General features: G+C 64.2%; 16 protein-coding genes. 5 read left to right on the top strand and 11 right to left on the bottom strand.

The genetic code is table 11. The features are described from left to right. Position 1 precedes the first annotated feature (1 nt). The gene (locus RLO07_RS08875) at positions 2-1,714 is read right to left on the bottom strand and encodes an FAD-dependent oxidoreductase (protein WP_462291785.1); all 1,713 of its coding nucleotides are present in this window, start codon (positions 1,712-1,714) and stop codon (positions 2-4) included. Between the two features lie 200 nt (positions 1,715-1,914). On the opposite strand from RLO07_RS08875, the gene RLO07_RS08870 reads away from it, so the two are divergent. After that, positions 1,915-2,394 carry a c-type cytochrome gene (locus tag RLO07_RS08870; RefSeq protein ID WP_462291784.1) on the top strand — a complete coding sequence of 160 codons (480 nt, stop codon included), beginning with the start codon at positions 1,915-1,917 and terminating at the stop codon, positions 2,392-2,394. Between the two features lie 34 nt (positions 2,395-2,428). Here the strand turns inward: RLO07_RS08870 and RLO07_RS08865 are convergent, their stop codons facing one another. The 6 genes from RLO07_RS08865 to RLO07_RS08840 form a co-directional block, all read right to left on the bottom strand. Beyond that, positions 2,429-3,112 carry a cytochrome b/b6 domain-containing protein gene (locus RLO07_RS08865; RefSeq protein WP_462291783.1) on the bottom strand — a complete coding sequence of 228 codons (684 nt, stop codon included), beginning with the start codon at positions 3,110-3,112 and terminating at the stop codon, positions 2,429-2,431. Between the two features lie 23 nt (positions 3,113-3,135). Continuing rightward, positions 3,136-3,885 (bottom strand): NUDIX hydrolase, encoded by a 750-nt coding sequence (locus RLO07_RS08860; protein ID WP_462291782.1) that lies wholly within the window; start codon positions 3,883-3,885, stop codon positions 3,136-3,138. After that, complete coding sequence (locus RLO07_RS08855; protein WP_462291781.1) at positions 3,882-5,222, bottom strand: amidohydrolase; 1,341 nt, start codon at positions 5,220-5,222, stop codon at positions 3,882-3,884. The genes RLO07_RS08860 and RLO07_RS08855 overlap by 4 nt, the downstream gene beginning before the upstream one ends. Before the next feature lie 60 nt (positions 5,223-5,282). Next, positions 5,283-5,684: a protein tyrosine phosphatase family protein gene (locus RLO07_RS08850; protein WP_462291780.1), complete on the bottom strand. Its 402-nt coding sequence runs from the start codon at positions 5,682-5,684 to the stop codon at positions 5,283-5,285. A gap of 34 nt (positions 5,685-5,718) precedes the next feature. Then, entirely contained in the window at positions 5,719-6,405 is a 687-nt protein-coding gene (locus RLO07_RS08845) for a DUF3313 family protein (protein ID WP_462291779.1), read from the bottom strand. Between the two features lie 65 nt (positions 6,406-6,470). Further along, positions 6,471-7,574, bottom strand: coding sequence for a phosphoribosylaminoimidazolesuccinocarboxamide synthase (locus tag RLO07_RS08840; protein WP_462291778.1), 1,104 nt, complete (start codon positions 7,572-7,574; stop codon positions 6,471-6,473). A gap of 173 nt (positions 7,575-7,747) precedes the next feature. Here RLO07_RS08840 and RLO07_RS08835 point away from each other — a divergent pair, with 173 nt between their 5' ends. The 3 genes from RLO07_RS08835 to RLO07_RS08825 all read left to right on the top strand — a co-directional run bounded on the left by RLO07_RS08835 (position 7,748) and on the right by RLO07_RS08825 (position 11,332). Beyond that, positions 7,748-8,743 (top strand): phospholipase A, encoded by a 996-nt coding sequence (locus RLO07_RS08835; protein ID WP_462291777.1) that lies wholly within the window; start codon positions 7,748-7,750, stop codon positions 8,741-8,743. Between the two features lie 104 nt (positions 8,744-8,847). After that, entirely contained in the window at positions 8,848-9,276 is a 429-nt protein-coding gene (locus tag RLO07_RS08830; protein WP_462291776.1) for a group II truncated hemoglobin, read from the top strand. Continuing rightward, positions 9,257-11,332, top strand: coding sequence for a TonB-dependent receptor (locus RLO07_RS08825; RefSeq protein ID WP_462291775.1), 2,076 nt, complete (start codon positions 9,257-9,259; stop codon positions 11,330-11,332). The genes RLO07_RS08830 and RLO07_RS08825 overlap by 20 nt, the downstream gene beginning before the upstream one ends. A gap of 24 nt (positions 11,333-11,356) precedes the next feature. On the opposite strand, the gene RLO07_RS08820 is transcribed toward RLO07_RS08825, so the two are convergent. From RLO07_RS08820 to tsaB, 4 genes are all read right to left on the bottom strand, one after another. Beyond that, positions 11,357-12,364 carry a tryptophan--tRNA ligase gene (locus RLO07_RS08820; protein ID WP_462291774.1) on the bottom strand — a complete coding sequence of 336 codons (1,008 nt, stop codon included), beginning with the start codon at positions 12,362-12,364 and terminating at the stop codon, positions 11,357-11,359. A gap of 152 nt (positions 12,365-12,516) precedes the next feature. Continuing rightward, a complete protein-coding gene (locus tag RLO07_RS08815) occupies positions 12,517-13,824 on the bottom strand; it encodes a M18 family aminopeptidase (RefSeq protein ID WP_462291773.1) in 1,308 nt (435 codons plus the stop codon). Between the two features lie 48 nt (positions 13,825-13,872). After that, positions 13,873-14,676: an undecaprenyl-diphosphate phosphatase gene (locus RLO07_RS08810; RefSeq protein ID WP_462291772.1), complete on the bottom strand. Its 804-nt coding sequence runs from the start codon at positions 14,674-14,676 to the stop codon at positions 13,873-13,875. Beyond that, on the bottom strand, positions 14,673-15,371 hold the full coding sequence (gene tsaB, locus RLO07_RS08805) for a tRNA (adenosine(37)-N6)-threonylcarbamoyltransferase complex dimerization subunit type 1 TsaB (RefSeq protein ID WP_462291771.1): 699 nt from the start codon (positions 15,369-15,371) through the stop codon (positions 14,673-14,675). Before tsaB ends, RLO07_RS08810 begins: the two co-directional genes overlap by 4 nt. Before the next feature lie 88 nt (positions 15,372-15,459). Here tsaB and mobA point away from each other — a divergent pair, with 88 nt between their 5' ends. Beyond that, complete coding sequence (mobA, locus tag RLO07_RS08800; RefSeq protein WP_462291770.1) at positions 15,460-16,035, top strand: molybdenum cofactor guanylyltransferase MobA; 576 nt, start codon at positions 15,460-15,462, stop codon at positions 16,033-16,035. The last annotated feature ends 10 nt before the right edge of the window (positions 16,036-16,045 follow it).

Here is a 16,045-nt window from a genome sequence, read left to right as displayed (position 1 = left end):
GCTACGGCTCCCGATACCCGGTAATCGCCTTGGCCGCCTGGTAGGCGAAGGTCATGGCCGGCCCCAGGGTCGAGCCCGGGCCCGGGTAGCAAGGCAGCGTCGGCGCGCTGCAGTTGCCGATGGCATAGAGGCCCGGGATCACGGAGCCATCTTCGCGCAGGACCTGGGCGTCGGCGTTGCAGACCATGCCGCCCTGGGTACCGAAATCACCCGGATCCACTTTCATCGCGTAGTACGGCGGCTGATCGATGGGCGCCAGGCAGGGGTTGGGCGTGACCCGCGGATCGCCGTAGTAGCGGTCGTAGGCAGAGTCGCCGCGGTGATAGTCGAGATCCACCCCGGTACGGGCGTACTCGTTCATCTTCGCCACCGTATCGGCCAGCCCGTCCGGATCGACGTCGATCTTGCGGGCCAGCTCCGCAATAGTGTCCGCCCTGGCGAAGAAGCCCTCTTCCTCATAGCGCTTGGGTACGGCCCAGTCAGGACGGAACTTGCTGTTGTAGAGGGGGCCGACGAAGTAGCTGGCGCGGAAGTCGGCGTCGAAAATTTGCCAGCTCGGGTTGCAGGGATTCTCTTCGCTGTGCTTCTCGAAGGTCTCCTGCTGGAACGCCATGTAGTTCTGGGATTCGTTGCCGAAGCGCTCGCCGGCGGGATTGACCACGATGGAACCGGGGTAGGACTTCTCCATGATGCTGAGTCGGGGAATCTCCTCCCCCGGCACGGAAATGGTGTTGCACCACCAGGCCTCGTTGAGCCGATGCATCTTCGCCCCCAGGCGCTGGCCCTCGAGGATGGCGTCGCCGGTGTTGTCCAGGGTACCGGCGCTCCAGCGATGGTCGGTGGGCTGGGGCAGGTACTGTTCGCGCATCGCCTGGTTGTGTTCGAAGCCGCCCGCGGCCAGCACCACGCCCTTGCGGGCCTGGATACGCAGGGTCTCGCCGTTGCGCTTGACCTCGATACCCAGTACGGCCCCGTCCTCGTCTATCACGCGGGTCATGGCCGTATTCAGCCACAGGGGCATGTCGCGGTCCTGCATCGACGCGCGCAGGCGAGCCACGCCGGCACAGCCCGTGGCCAGGCGCCGGTGGTACTTGTCCCTCAGGCGCCAGGGAATATCGGTCAGATAGCTGGCCACCAGCTTCACTGCGGTCTTCCACCAGCCCGGCTGCTGTCCGATTAGCAGCGCCGCCTCGACCTGGGTAAAACCGATCAGTCCGCCCAGGTGCATCATCGGGTGGGTCCGGCGCAGGCGCCGCCACTCGTCGCCCAGTTCGCTGGCGGCAAAGGTTTCCGGCTCCATTGAGCGGTGGCCAACCATGGCGCCGTCGAGGTTGGTGTAGTAGTCCGGGTAGTGTTCCAGGGTGACGTAGCGCATGCGCGTGCGCTCGTGCAGGAAGTCGACCATCTTCGGGCCGTTCTCGAGAAAGGCCTCCAGCTGATACTCGGGCACTTCCTCTTCGGTGATCAGCTGGCGCAGGTAGGTGCGGGCCTTGTCGATGGAGTCCTCGGCGCCGGCAGCCCGCGCATAGCGGTTGCAGGGGATCCAGACCCCACCGCCAGAGATGGAACTGGTGCCGCCATAGAGGTCGGATTTCTCCACCACCAGCACATCGCGGGTGCCCATTTCGTAGCTGCACAGTGCCGCGGTCAGGCCCCCGTTGCCGGATCCGACCACCACCACGTCAAAACTGTAATCCCACTGCTGCGCGCTCATCGGCCACCCCATGTCATCAAGGGGGCAATGGTAGCCCACCCGGCGGCAATTCCCCACGTCACCGGGGCGTAACCCGAGGCAGGTTCAAAAAATTGGTCGAGAACCGCATCCATCCCGTATAGTTACACGGGTCCGTGAGTCTTGCACTGGCGCACGGCCCAACAACATGCAGGATCCAAACTACAGCAAGGAGATTTTCGATGTCGAACCCGTTGCGTACGCGCGTGGCCATGCTGGCTTCGGCCGCGGCCCTGGCCATCTCGCCCCTGGCCCTGTCCCACCTGGACGAGGACGAGTTTCACCAGTCCTACCGCCAGTCCTACTTTGCCCTGCTGGGCGCCAACTTTGGCCCCATCGGCGCCATGGTGAAAGGGGAAATGCCGTGGAACCAGGAGCAAATGCAGGAATTTGCCGACGATTTGGCGGCGGTAAGCACACTGAACATTCTCCGGGGTTTCCCCGAGGGTTCGGAGCAAGGCACCACCCGGGCGCAGCCGGAGATCTGGGAAAACCTGAACGACTTTGCCAGCAAGTTTGACGATCTGACAGCGGCAGCCGAGACCCTGCAGTCCACGGTTGCCGGTGGCGACCGCGGCGCGATCGCACAGCAGGTCGGCGCCGTGGGCCAGGCTTGCAAGGCCTGCCACGACGAGTACAAATCGGACAACTACCTTTACTGAGCCGGCAGGCGGGCAGTGCCTGCCAGATGCCGCCCTACCACATCCGTGGTGGTGGCGGCGCCTGTTGCAACACCCACCAGCAAACACCGGTAACCGCAGCCAGCAGCAGCGGCGCAAGCCACCAGGGTGCCGGCGCTGCCTCCCCCTCCTTGCCTTCCGCCCTGCCTTTTACCATGGCCTGAACCAGCTTCTCGCGGCGCCGGAACTGGTGCCAGGCAACCGCCAGCAGATGCAGCACCACCATGACCAGCAGGGCGTCGACCCCCCACGCATGCACCGCGCCGAGGAAGTCCCGCGTATCCGCGCTCACCGCATAGCGGAAGGGGCCGTTGAACAGGATCCGGTCGCTGTTGAAGAGACCGCTGCCCGCCTGCACCAGCAGCAGACTGAGCAGCACCAGCACCGACCAGCCGCCCAGCGGGTTGTGTCCCGGACCGGGCGCGACGCGGCCCCGGATATAGCTCAGTACGGTACCGGGGCCCCGGAGGAAGTCGCGAAAGCGGGAATGGGGACTGCCGACAAAGCCCCAGCAAATGCGGAACAGTACCAGCACGATGACGCTGTACCCGACCCACTGGTGGCGCTCCATCTGGCCCTCCTCCGCGGTCCACCAGGCCAGCGGCAGCAGCAGCACCAGGGACCAGTGAAAGAGTCGGGTTGGCCAGTCCCACAGGGGATGGGATGAACGCGGATTCACCGGGTCGGCACTTCGGGGCATGGTCGTCTGTCTCGCTATCGATCTCAGGGTCCAATCAGGCAGGGGAACTCAGCAGCCACGTTCTCGTACTCGTAATACCAACGACCGTCTCTCAGGGTCGCCCGGTGGCGCGCGCCGGGTACCGAGCCGTCGCCGCTGTCGTAGCCAGCGTCGCCGCGAAACATGACGAACACTGTGCCATCACCGTGGCAGAACCGCGGCAGTACTTCCCCCGGAGGTCGCTCCAGCTCCCGCGCCAGCAGCTCGTCGACGGTGCGGTAGTGGGCGATATGGCACAGGGTGACGTAGGTGGGCGGCAGCACGCCCAGGGTACCTTCGTGGTGCTCCTCGACTGCGGCCGCGACGTTTACCCAGCGCGAGTCGTGAATCTCGCTGCCGTCAATCACCACCTCGGTGTCACTGTCCACGGGGGCCGCGTAAATCCAGGTAGCGAAGCGCTTGGCTTCGTTGACCGGCGTGGTCCAGTGGCTGATCAGCACCATGTCATCCGGAGAGGGGCGCAGACCCGATTCTTCCCCGGCCTCGCGGGCCGCCGCCAGGCGGGTGGCGCGGTCTTCATCACCAGCGGCCTGTTCCCAGTCCTGCGGCTCCAGGGCGCCACCCGGGAAGACCCAGTAGCCACCCGCAAAGAGCAGCGCCTTGTTGCGCCGGAGCAGCAGGGTTTCCAAACCCTCGGGAGAATCGCGCAGCAGCACCACGGTACTGGCCGGGCGTGCTTCGACGGGCTCCGGAGACTGACTGTCCGGTCGCGAGAAAAAGCTGTCCCGGCTCACTGTGCGGGAGCCTGCAGCAGCTTTTGCAGGGCCACCACCGTTGCCTCGACCCCCAGGGTAATCGCGGGTTCGGGCACCACCCTGAACTGCGGGGAATGGTGGGAGGGCACGGGGTCACCGCCGGCGGCAGCGCGGTCGAAGTCTTCCTTCGGCGTACCGCCAACGGCGAAATAGGTGCTGGGGATATAGGGGTCGGTCGTGAAGAAGCCGAAGTCCTCGGCGCCCATGCCCTTGCGCTTGCCTTCCATGAACACCTGCTCCCCAAAGTGGCCGCTCCAGACTTCCCGCAACTCGCGGGTCAACGGCGCGTCATTTCTGGTCGGCGGTACCGACTCGCTCTCGGAGACTATCACCTCTGGCAACAGATCGTCGGACAATCCCGCGACCCGCCCCATGTTCTCCGCCACCCGGCGGATGCCATCCAGCAGCAGTTCGCGGTTTTCCGGGTCGTCATGCCGCACCGTGAGCTGCAGGTGGGCGCGGTCGGATATGATGTTGTGCTTGCTGCCGGCGTGGAAGGCGCCCACGGTAATCACCCCGGCATCCCGGGGTGCCAGTTCCCGCGACACAACGGTTTGCAGTGCGAGCACAATCTGGCTGCCCAGCACCACCGGATCAATGCCTTCGTGGGGGCTGGCGCCATGGGCACCGATGCCGTGGACAATGATATCGACGGTATCCGCGCCCGAGTAGGGAGATTCTTCGGTCACCGCGAGCTGGCCCGCAGGCAACTGCGCGGAGACGTGGAAGGCCAGCGCATAGTCAGGCTGGCCGAAACGCTGCCACAGGTCGTCTTCCATCATGATCCGGGCACCGACGATGCGCTCCTCGGCGGGCTGGCCGATCAACATCAGGGTACCGGACCACTGCTCCCGCTGCGCAGCCATCAGTCGCGCCGTGCCCACCAGGCTGGTAATGTGGACATCGTGGCCGCAGGCGTGCATCACGAATGTCTCCTGCCCGGACTCATCCACCTGCTTTGCCCTGGAGGCATAGGGCAAGCCCGACTTTTCCTCCAGCGGCAAACCATCCATGTCCGCACGCATCATCACCAGCGGCCCGGGCCCGTTTTGCAGGAGAGCCACTACCCCGGTGCCCCCCACGCTCTCGGTGACCTCGAACCCCGCCTCGCGCAATTCCGCGGCCAGGCGCGCAGCGGTCTTGACCTCCATGCCGGACAGCTCGGGATTCTGGTGGAAATGGGTAAACAGCGCGCCGAGGTGGCGCTCGTAATCGGCGGCTACCAGCTCGGCGAGTTCGCTGGCCGGCGCCGGGTTGGCCAGGACAGCAAGGCTCAGCAGGAGGGTGCCGAGTGACAATCGGGGAGAAGCAGGCATGGGTAGTCCGTTCAGTGGGTCAGCCCGTTAGGCTAACCAGCGCAGCCAGGGATGGCAACCTCAGCGCTGGCCCACCATGGAGAGATCGTAGCCGAGGCTGCGGGCCAGCCGCACCGCCTCCGGCCACTCCGCTTCCGGGCGGGTTGCCAGCCACAGGTTGATGGAGCGGGTGCCGCTGCGGCAAAACGCCAGCGCCGGCCCCCGGGCGCTGGCAAATGCGCCGGCGAGTTGCTCCAGATCGGGCCCCGGAAAGTTCATGCCATTGACCGGATAGTACAGGTAGTTCATGCCGTGCTGCGCCGCCGCAGCGGCAAACTCGGCGGAAGTCGGCTGCCCCGGGGCCTCGCCATCGGGACGATTGTTGATCAGGACCTTGTATCCCGCAGCCGCGAGGGCTGCCACATCCTCGGGCACTATCTGCTCCGACACGGCAACATCCGGGGTAATCTTGACTATATTCACGGGCAGCTCCTCGCTACGGTATCTGAATCACGGATCACTGGGCAGCGCGTACACGATCGAGGCCGTCCCTGAGCAGATCCGCCCAACGCCGCAGTATACGCCGGAATTCGGCCCGGTTGGTCACGCTGCTGGTCCATTGCAGCCGACTCTGTTCCACACCGCGCCGGCGGTCCACAACCCGGGCCTGCACCTCACCGGTCAAGGCATCCACCAACTCCAGGTTCAGGGTCATCTCGCCGGCCGAGGTGGTATAGGAGCGGCTGCGTACCGCACCCTGGACATCGGGCGCATGGATATCCAGATTGACAATGGACGGGCGCAGTAACAGCACATCTTCGCCGTTGGGCGCCTCTTCAACCAGGTCGTACGCCGGTTCCCGTTCCAGCGCCGCGCGGAAATGCTCGTCGCAGGCGCTGGCCATCTGCTCGCGGATCCGGTCCGCATCCTCCTGGCGCACGCGGGAGGCCAGCGTTCTGCTGTCACGCTGCTGGTCGCGCAGCCAGTTCTTGCGGAAAGAGACCTCACATGTGCTCAGGGACAGGTGCTGGTAGTGCCCGAGATCGGCTCCCGGGCGCAGGTAGACCTCGGCAAAATCATGACCTGCAACCCGCTCCAGGCCATCGTGGGTCAGAGCGGAATCGCGGGAGAAATCGCTGCCGGCGCAGGCAGTGAGTGCAAGCCCGGCCAGGATGACCAGGCTGTGGAAAACAGGACGGAACATGGTGTCACCTCCAGAGTCTGGTGTTCGTGCTCCCCACTATAAGGCAACGCCCCACCGCGGCACCACTAGCGGATCAGGCCGAACCCGGCACCCAGGATATCGATGATCTCCTGCCGCGGATCGTCCGGCAGGGCCAGCGGCTGGCCGGTGATTTTCTCGGCGATACCGACATAGGTGGCGGAGACCGCCATCAGCACTGAGGCCGGCAGTTCATTGTCCCGGGCCAGGGCCACGCGCTCCGGCATCCGATCCTTGTTGAGCAGGATGTCGGGGTCCGGGAAGTGGTTGAGCAAAAGCTGGCGGAAGCTCTCCTTCGAGTTCTCCACCACCTTGCCCTCGCGCCAGGCCGGGCCATCCCAGATGCGCGAGGAGTCCGGCGTTCCCACCTCATCCATGTAGATGAGCTGCTCTTCACCGGCGGCGTTGGTCACATAGCCGAATTCAAATTTGGTATCGACGAAGATCTGGTCGATGCGGGCCAGCTCGCGGCTGATGACGTCGAAACCTTCCCGCAGCAGGGTTTCGTAGCGATCCACATCGGCGAGCGTACGGAACCGGAAAGCGGCGTAGTTGTTGAGGATATCGTCACGGGCAATGTTGACATCGTCCTGCTCGGGCACGCCCGGGATACCCTGCAGAATCCCCTTGGTGGACGGGGTTATCAGCAGCTCGGGCAGCTTCTGGTCCTTCTGCAGGCCATCGGGAATGCGAATACCGCAGAATTCGCGCTCGCCGCGGGCGTAGGCGCGCCACATGGAGCCGGTAATGTACTGGCGGGCAATGGCCTCAATCATCACCGGCCGGGCTTTCTGCACGATCCATACCAGTGGGTGCGGAATTTCCAGGATATGGCTGTCCGCCAGCCCCTGTTCCCGGAACAGCCGGAACCAGTGATTGGAGATCGCGTTCAAGGCGGCGCCCTTGCCCGGTACCCCGGCCATACCACCCTCGCCGCGCCAGATGCACTCGAAGGCGGAGATGCGATCGCTGATCACCATGATCGCCAGCGGCGCATCCGCGGCCACCGGATAGCCGCGCTCCCTGATCAGGCGCGCGCTGTCCGCAGCGTCCAGCCAGTAGACAGACCGCACCTTGCCGGAATGAACCGGGGCACCGGTGCGAATCGGCAGGTCGTTGTTGACCGCCAGGACCTTGTTTGCAAAACTCATTTTGCGTTCCTGTAAAGTACCCAGAGGAAAAGCGCAAATTCTAGCAGACCGTGCGCCGTCGGGGCACCCGCCATCGTCGCTGCGCAGGCCGCACGGCTGAATTCCGTGGCTGTCCCCCCGGCATCGGCTCCGGTAAACTGGAGCCTCATTCCCCTCCGGAAATCAGCAGCGTAATGAAGGCTCGATTGCTCGCACAATCACTCCTCTGGGCGGCCTTGGGCACCACCACTCAAGCCCAGGCAACAGACAGTCTCACAGCCTGCGTAGGTATAACCGACAGCGAACAGCGTCTGGCCTGCTACGACAGCCTTGCGGCCCCGGCGGAACGCGAGGACTCGCTACTTGCCGAGGAAGCCGTTGCACCAGTAGACCTCGCCGAGGACGAGTTGCTCCTGGGCAAGCGGCTGGCAGAGGAGACGAAACTTGCGGGCAACGCCTGGGTGATTACCCCCCACCAGCGCAACTACCTGCTACCGGTCACCTACAGCGACAACCTCAACCGGGACGCCTGGGCCGCGCTGGAGGCGGAAAAGGCCATGGACCGCATAGAAGCGAAGTTCCAGATCAGCCTGAAAACCATCGCCTGGGAAGATATCCTGGGCCCGGGGAGCAACCTCTGGGTTGCCTATACCCAGCGCAACTGGTGGCAGCTCTACAACAAATCCTCACCTTTTCGGGAAACAAATTACCAGCCGGAAGTCTTCCTGACCTTCGCCAACAACTGGCGCTTCTGGGGCTTCACCAACACCGTGGTCGGCGCCGGCTTCAAGCACGAGTCCAATGGCAAGGGCGGCGACCTGTCACGCAGCTGGAACCGGGTCATGGGCATGGCGGCCTTCGAGAGGCGACGCATGGCACTGAATGTCCGAGTCTGGTCCCGCATTCCAGAAAGCCGCAGCGATGATGACAATCCGGATATCATGCGCTACATGGGCTACGGCGACATCGCCGGCATCTGGAAGTGGCGGGAGCATGAATTCGGCGTGCGCCTGCGCAACAACCTGCGCAACGACAATCGCGGCGCGATCGAGCTGGAGTGGACCTTTCCGATTAACCGCCGCTTCAAGGGGTACATCCAGTACTTCAACGGCTACGGCGAGAGCCTGATCGACTACGATCGAAACAACACCCGCATCGGCTTCGGGCTGTCCATGACCGATATCCTCTAGCGCCAGCCAGCGGCGCCCGGTTCAGACAGCCACCCCGGCAGGGAGGAAATCAGCGCCGAAGACGGGTAGACTGTGCCCCCCCGAAAACAACCGCCACCACGACTATGACTACAGCCAACACGCCATTCGAGATTCTTGGAGAGGACGGCATCCGCCAGCTCTGCGAGAATTTCTACCGTATCATGGATGCCCGGCCGGAGGCGCGGGAACTGCGCGCCATGCACGCTGAAGACCTGGGCCCGGTCACGGAAAAACTGGCCGAGTACCTGACCGGCTGGATGGGCGGACCGCCGCGCTACGCGGAGAAATACGGCACCGTCTGCCTCACCGACTCCCACGCTGCCTACCATATCGGCCCCGAGGAAAGAGATCAGTGGCTCTGGTGCATGGAACAGGCTCTCGCCGAGAGTGACGCCCCGGAGGAACTGCGCGAGATGTTGCGCATTCCATTGCAGCGTATCGCGGATGCGGTGCGCAATCGCGATCAACCCAGAGCAACCCAAAGGGACCCCAATGTCATCGCCGCAGGTTAAATCAGTCATACGCGTACTCGCTATCGCCGTTGCCGCAAGCACCACCGCGGCAGCAGCGGCCGAGCAGCGCCTGGAACAGGTTCTGGTCAGCGCCAAGCGGATCAGTGAGGACGCCAGCCGCCTGCCGCTGGCCTGGTCCGTTGTCGATCAGAGCGACCTCGATCTCATCGGCCCAACCCACCCCAATGAAATCATGCAGCAGGTGCCCGGCTCCTGGATCAGCCGCGGCAACGGCCAGGAAAGCCTGACTGCCCTGCGCTCCCCGGTGCTTACCGGCGCCGGTGGCTGCGCCTCGTTCTTCATGGCCGCGGACGGCATCAGCCTGCGGGCACCGGGCTTCTGCAACGTCAACCAGCTGTTTGACGCCAACATTGTGCAGGCGGGCCGGATCGAGGTCATCAAGGGTCCGGCGGGGGCGACCTACGGCTCCAACGCCATGCACGGGGTCATCAACATTCTCAGTGCTGCGCCGAAGCCGGGGGCCGGCCAGCAGCTCGCCATCGAGAGCGGCCCCGACGCTTACTACCGGGGTAAATATCGCCTGGACCACGTCGAGGGCCGCCACGGCGTCAGCCTGCGAATGAACGCCACCACGGACGGCGGCTACCAGGAAGAATCCGGCTTCGATCAGCAGAAACTGACCCTGCGCCACGATTACGATGGGGACGTCTGGGCCTTCCGGAGCGTAGTCGACGCCGCCAACCTGAATCAGGAGACCGCGGGCTTTATCCAGGGCTTCGAAGCCTACAAAGACAGCGCCCTGCGGCGCAGCAACCCCAACCCCGAGGCCTATCGCGATGTCTGGTCTCTGCGCATGTACAGCAAGGCCAGCCGCGAACTGGCCAGCGGCCAGCGCCTGAGCATCACGCCCTATCTGCGCCGCAATCGCATGGAGTTCCTGCAACACTTCCTGCCCTGGAAGGCGGTGGAGACCAATGGCCACGAATCCCTGGGACTGCGCACCGCACTGCACGGGGAATCCGACCGCCTGAGCTGGGTCGCGGGCACCGACCTTGAGTACACCGATGGCTGGCTCAAGGAAAACCAGGAAAATGACTTCAGCCCCAACCAGCCCCGCGGCACCCACTACGACTACGAGGTCAAGGCCAGCGTCGGCGCCGTCTACAGCCAGCTGCGCCATGCGCTGAACGAACGCTGGACTCTGGACGGCGGGGTGCGCCTGGAATACACCCACTACGATTACGAGAACCTGGCCGAGGATGGCCCGGCCTGTGCCCCCACGGCCTCCGCCTGCCGCTTCTTCCGGGTTGCCGATCGCAGCGACAGCTTCACCGACTGGTCCGTCAATGCCGGTGCCAGCGTCGAGCTGCGCCCCGACCATTACGCCTACCTGCGCCTTGCCAACGGCTTCCGGGCGCCGGACACCAGCGAGCTGTACCGCCTGCAGTCCGGCCAGTCCGTGGCCGACCTGGACTCGGAAGTAATCGACAATATCGAGCTGGGACTGCGCGGTGACACCGGCACCGGCCTGCGCTATGACCTCTCGGTCTATCACATGAACAAGGACGAGGTGATCTTCCAGGATGCCGACCGGCGCAACGTCAGCGGCGCCAAAACCGAACACTATGGCCTGGAAATAAGCCTCGACTACCGTTCACAGGGGCCCTGGTATTCACGCCTGGACGTCACCGCCGCACGCCACCGCTACGGCAACAACGCCCTGCCCCTGGGCGTCAACGAGGCCATCGACGGCAACGATATCGACACCGCTCCGCGCCTGTTCGGCAGTGCCCGCCTTGGCTGGGAGTTCGCCTCCCGTCACGGCACGGCTCCGGTAGCGGAGCTGGAGTGGGTGTACATGGACGAGTATTACCTGGAGCCGGAAAATCGCTTCAAGTACGAAGGGCACTCCCTGCTCAACCTGCGTATCAGCAGCCCCCTGACCCCGCGCCTGGCCGCCAGTGTACGCATCACCAACCTGCTGGACGAGGACTACGCGGAGCGGGCTGATGTGGGCTTTGGCCAGTACCGCTACTTCGTCGGCAGGCCGCGGAGTGCGTTTGTCGAGTTGCGGTACTCCTGGGGCGAGGGCTAGCGAAGCCGCTCCCCCTCACCGCTCTTACCGCATGGGCGCGATACCCACGGCCTCCCGTACCTGCGCCAGTAACGGAGTGCTGAAGGCGCGTGCGCGTTCAGCACCGCGCTTGAGTACCTGTTCGATGTGGGCCGGGTCGTCCATTAGCTGGAGGTAGCGCTCGCGGGCAGCGGCCAGGGTGTCGTTGACCAGTTCGAACAGCTGCTTCTTGGCTTCACCCCAGGCGATGCCCTGCTCGAACTCGCGACGCATGCGCGCGGTTTCCTCCGTTGCGGCGAAGGCGGACCAGATCTGGAATACGGTGGAGTCGTCCGGGTCCTTGGGCTCGCCGGGTTCAAGCAGGTTGGTCTTGATCTTGTTGATGGCCTTGCGCAGCTGTTTCTCGGGCAGGAACAGGGGAATGGTGTTGTTGTAGCTCTTGCTCATCTTGCGCCCGTCCAGACCCTGCAGCACCGCCACGTTATCCTCCACCACCGCCTCTGGCAGGGTGAACAGGGGCTCGAAGTTGTGATTGAAGCGCTGGGCGATGTCACGGGCCATTTCCAGATGCTGGATCTGATCGCGACCGACGGGCACTTTGTGGGCGCTGAACATGAGAATATCCGCAGCCATCAGTACCGGATAGTTGAACAGGCCCATGGTAACCGCGAAGTCGGGATCCTCTGCCGCCTCTTCATTGGCCTGCACTGCCGCCTTGTAGGCATGGGCCCGATTCATCAGACCCTTGGGGGAGTTGCAACACAGGATCCAGGTCAGCTCGGTGATTTCCGGGATGTCTGACTGGCGGTAAAATACTGCACGCTCGGTATCCAGCCCCAGCGCCAGCCAGGTGGCCGCTATCTCCTTGCTGGACTGGCGCACCACCGCCGGATCCTGGCACTTGATCAGGGCGTGGTAGTCCGCCAGGAACAGGAACGACTCTGTGTCGGCCGCGTTGGATGCGGCAATCGCGGGACGTATCGCGCCCACATAGTTGCCGAGGTGGGGGGTGCCGGTGGTGGTAATGCCGGTGAGAACGCGTTGTTTGCTCATGATTGCCCCGATCTGGTAAAAGCCCGCGATTCTAGCGCCTTGGGAGACCGCTGGCTATTCCCGGCCCACGCTGATCCGGAGGTGGTATGCCGCCGCCAGGCAAAACAGCTTCCCCGCAACAGCCTGTAAATTGAGCGCCGTGTGAAGCCCGATCAGGCCGGCGCCAGCGAGCCGGGATGATTGTAGAAACGACGCAGCACGCGGCCCAGGTTGCAGGCATCCTCGCTACCGGCCAGTTCGCGAATGGAGTGCATGGCAAAGGTCGGCACGCCGATGTCGAGGGTGCGGATGCCGGTGCCACCGGCGGTAATCGGGCCGATGGTGCTGCCGCAGCCCATGTCACTGCGCACCACAAAGCTCTGCACCGGCACCTCCTCCTGCGCCGCCAGCAGGCGGTAGAGGCCGGCAGTTTCGGCGTTGGTGGCATAGCGCTGGTTGGCGTTGACCTTGATCACCGGACCACCATTGAGCCGCGGGCCGTGATTGTCGTCGTGCTTGTCGGCATAGTTAGGATGGATGCCGTGGGCATTGTCGGCAGAGATCATCATCGAGTTCTGCACCAGCTGGCCCAGCCGCTCCTCGGTACCGGCGATGCGGCGCAGGGTCGACAACAGCATCGGCCCCTGGGCACCGGAGCTGGACTGGCTGCCCACCTCCTCGTGATCGTTGCAGACCAGCAGGCAGCTGCGGCGGCGATCAGACTGCAGCAGGGCCTGGAGTCCGGCAAAACAGCTCAACAGATTATCGAGCCGGGCCGAGGCGACGAACTCCTCCCGCAGTCCCACCAGGGCCGGACGCTGGCTGTCGTAGAAACACAACTCATAGTCCAGCACTCTCTCGACACCGCAGTCTGGATGCTCTTCCAGCAGGCGCTGGCGCAACAGGCTGCGAAAATCGGGCACCGAGGTGTCAGCCTGCAGCGCCAGGATCGGCAGGATATCGGTTTGCGGGTTGATGCTGCGGGACTGGTTGGCTTCCCGGTCCAGGTGAATGGCCAGGCTGGGAATGACGGCAAGCGGGCGCCGAAAATCCACCAGCGCGGTGTGCAATGCCCCAGCTGAGTCTGCGAAACTGACCCGGCCCGCCAGTGACAGGTCGCGGTCAAACCAGGGATTAAGCAGGGCGCCGCCGTAGACCTCCACCCCGAGTTGAAAGTAACCCGAGCGCTGCTTCTCGGGTGAAGGCTTGACCATCAGGCAGGGGCTGTCCGTGTGCGCACCGACCATGCGCATGCCTGTTTCCGGCGCCGATTCCGACCCGACGATGAACGCGAGCAGAGAGCTGTCGTTGCGGGTCAGGTAGCAGCACTGCCCGGGTTGCAGATTCCACTCACCCTCTGCCGGCAGGCGGGTGAACCCCGCCGCTTCCAGCCTGCCGACGAGCGCGGCCACGGCGTGAAACGGCGTGGTCGCTTCAGTGAGAAACGCCAGGAGATCACTATTGAACTGTTGCGGTGTCATGGATTAAAGAACCTCGATCCGGGGAAACAACGGTCAGCACAGCCATGGCTAGAGTAGCCAGAGCGCATACAGCAGACCTGCGAGCGCGATACGGTAGTAGACGAAGGGCATCAGACCCAGGCGCTCAAGCAGGCGCAGGAACAGGCTGATACAGGCATAAGCGGTCACCGCCGCCACCAGTGCCGACACGGCCAGCAGCAGCCAGTCCACGGGCGCGCTTTGCTGTGCCAGCTGCAGACCTTTCAGCAATCCCGCGCCGGCGATAACGGGAATCGACAGCAGGAAGGCGAAGCGCGCCGCAGTGGCGCGATCCAGGCCCAGTAGCAGGCCGGCGCTAATGGTGATGCCGGAGCGGGATACGCCGGGCACAGGGGCCAGGGCCTGCGCCAGACCAATCAGCAGGGCCACGCCCGCCGCCAGCGATCGTGCCGGTGCCCCACTACGCGCACGCCAGTCCGCCAGACCCAGCAACAGCCCGAACACCAGCGTGGTAGTCGCAATCACCGGCAGGGTGCGCAGCCGGGTCTCGATAAATTCATCCGCCAGAAATCCAACAATAACGACCGGCACCGTGGCCAGGGCGAGGTACATGACCAGGCGAACATCGTCGTTCACCGCTTGCCCGCGCAACAGGCCGGCGCAGCTGGCCGTCATTTGCAGCAGCTCGCGACGGTAATACAGCACCACCGCCAGCAAAGTACCCACATGCACGGCAACATCGAAGGCGAGACCCTGGTCATCCCAGCCGAGCAACAGAGCGGGAATCACCAGGTGTGCCGAACTGGAGATGGGCAAAAATTCCGTGATGCCCTGGACCAGGGCCAGCAGCAGGGCCTGCAGCCATTCCGTCATGTTTGCGGCCCCTGCTCAGCCAGTTTTTTCCAGCTGATCTCGTCGCGCACGTACACCGGGCACACCTGTTCTGCGCTTTGCACTCGCTGCCCCTGCAGGGCGCGGAGCGCCTCCGGCAGCAAGTCCCGGGCCGCAGGCAAAAGCCGCGGATACTCGGCACTGAAACGAGCGGTAACAGCAGGGGGCATGGCGTCCCGATACTGCAGTCCGCTGCCGATCACGACCAGTGCCTCATCGCCAGACGGTGCCAGCCGTGCGGGCTTCGTTGCCTGTGCTGCGCTGACCTCCACGGCGCGGTTGCCATCGATCCGATACAGTGCCCAGTACAGCTCGCCAATATGGGCGTCCAGGGTACTGAGGACGCAATCCCCCTCCCCTGCCTGCCCCAGACGCATGGCCCCGTAGACCTGGCAGCTCAACGTCGAGACCGGCAAGGCCGGCAGGCCGGTGGCGAAACACAGGCCCTGCACCGCACTGGCGGCAATGCGCAACCCGGTGAACGAGCCCGGGCCGCACCCGTAGGCAACCGCATCCAGCGCTGCGGGGCCGGAAGGCATAAGTTCACGCAACATGGCGAGCAACAGCTGATTGTGCCGCCGCGGTGCAAATTCATGCAGTGCCGTCACATCGCCTTCACGGTACAGTGCCACTGAACAGGCTTCTGTGGACGTATCAACTGCGAGGATGCTTGTCATAGAATCGGTTACCATTGCCAAGGCGCGGATTATCCCACAGCCCGGCGCCGGCAAGAACCGCAAACAGAGGACAAAACAAGTGAGTCGCATGCAAACGTCCCAGTGCGGCGGCCTGATTCTTGCGGGCGGCGCCGGACGCCGCAGCGGCGGGCGCGACAAGGGCCTGCTGGACTGGCAAGGCAGGCCACTGGTCGCCTGGGTCAGCGAACGGCTTCGACACCAGACCTGTCACCTGCAAATCAGCTGCAATCGCAACCTCGCCACCTATGCTGGCTATGCCGACCGGGTGTTCAGTGACCGCCGGCCCGGTTTCCAGGGGCCACTGGCGGGGCTGGAGGCAGTACCGTCGGATCCCGCTGCAGAGTTCCTGCTGGTGGTTCCCTGTGACACACCGGATCTGCCACTGGATCTAGCTGCACGTCTGCACCGCGCTCTGGCAGCCCAGCCGGATTCCTGTGACCTCGCCTACGCCACCGCCAATGGCCAGCATCACTATCTGCACACCCTGCTGCGACGGCGCTGCCTGGCCAGCCTGCCCGGCTATTTGGCAGGCGGTGGCCGTTCTGTACGGGGCTGGCATGCACAACTGCGTTGTGTCAGCGTGGAGTTTGCAGATGCCGGTAGCGCTTTCGACAATCACAACGAAATACTGACGCAAGCGTGAGACTTGTGCG

The organism is Haliea sp., from assembly GCF_040221975.1.
Taxonomy (GTDB): domain Bacteria; phylum Pseudomonadota; class Gammaproteobacteria; order Pseudomonadales; family Halieaceae; genus Haliea.
Note: the sequence above shows the minus strand (reverse complement) of the source record. Positions and strands in the feature narration are given on the sequence as shown.

Bases quoted from the DNA above. Each gene is read 5' to 3' on its own strand.
- RLO07_RS08875 (WP_462291785.1), bottom strand. From the start codon at position 1,714: ATGAGCGCGCAGCAGTGGGATTACAGTTTTGACGTGGTGGTGGTCGGA.
- RLO07_RS08870 (WP_462291784.1), top strand. From the start codon at position 1,915: ATGTCGAACCCGTTGCGTACGCGCGTGGCCATGCTGGCTTCGGCCGCG.
- RLO07_RS08865 (WP_462291783.1), bottom strand. From the start codon at position 3,112: ATGCCCCGAAGTGCCGACCCGGTGAATCCGCGTTCATCCCATCCCCTG.
- RLO07_RS08855 (WP_462291781.1), bottom strand. From the start codon at position 5,222: ATGCCTGCTTCTCCCCGATTGTCACTCGGCACCCTCCTGCTGAGCCTT.
- RLO07_RS08845 (WP_462291779.1), bottom strand. From the start codon at position 6,405: ATGTTCCGTCCTGTTTTCCACAGCCTGGTCATCCTGGCCGGGCTTGCA.
- RLO07_RS08840 (WP_462291778.1), bottom strand. From the start codon at position 7,574: ATGAGTTTTGCAAACAAGGTCCTGGCGGTCAACAACGACCTGCCGATT.
- RLO07_RS08835 (WP_462291777.1), top strand. From the start codon at position 7,748: ATGAAGGCTCGATTGCTCGCACAATCACTCCTCTGGGCGGCCTTGGGC.
- RLO07_RS08830 (WP_462291776.1), top strand. From the start codon at position 8,848: ATGACTACAGCCAACACGCCATTCGAGATTCTTGGAGAGGACGGCATC.
- RLO07_RS08825 (WP_462291775.1), top strand. From the start codon at position 9,257: ATGTCATCGCCGCAGGTTAAATCAGTCATACGCGTACTCGCTATCGCC.
- RLO07_RS08820 (WP_462291774.1), bottom strand. From the start codon at position 12,364: ATGAGCAAACAACGCGTTCTCACCGGCATTACCACCACCGGCACCCCC.
- RLO07_RS08815 (WP_462291773.1), bottom strand. From the start codon at position 13,824: ATGACACCGCAACAGTTCAATAGTGATCTCCTGGCGTTTCTCACTGAA.
- RLO07_RS08810 (WP_462291772.1), bottom strand. From the start codon at position 14,676: ATGACGGAATGGCTGCAGGCCCTGCTGCTGGCCCTGGTCCAGGGCATC.
- tsaB (WP_462291771.1), bottom strand. From the start codon at position 15,371: ATGACAAGCATCCTCGCAGTTGATACGTCCACAGAAGCCTGTTCAGTG.
- mobA (WP_462291770.1), top strand. From the start codon at position 15,460: ATGCAAACGTCCCAGTGCGGCGGCCTGATTCTTGCGGGCGGCGCCGGA.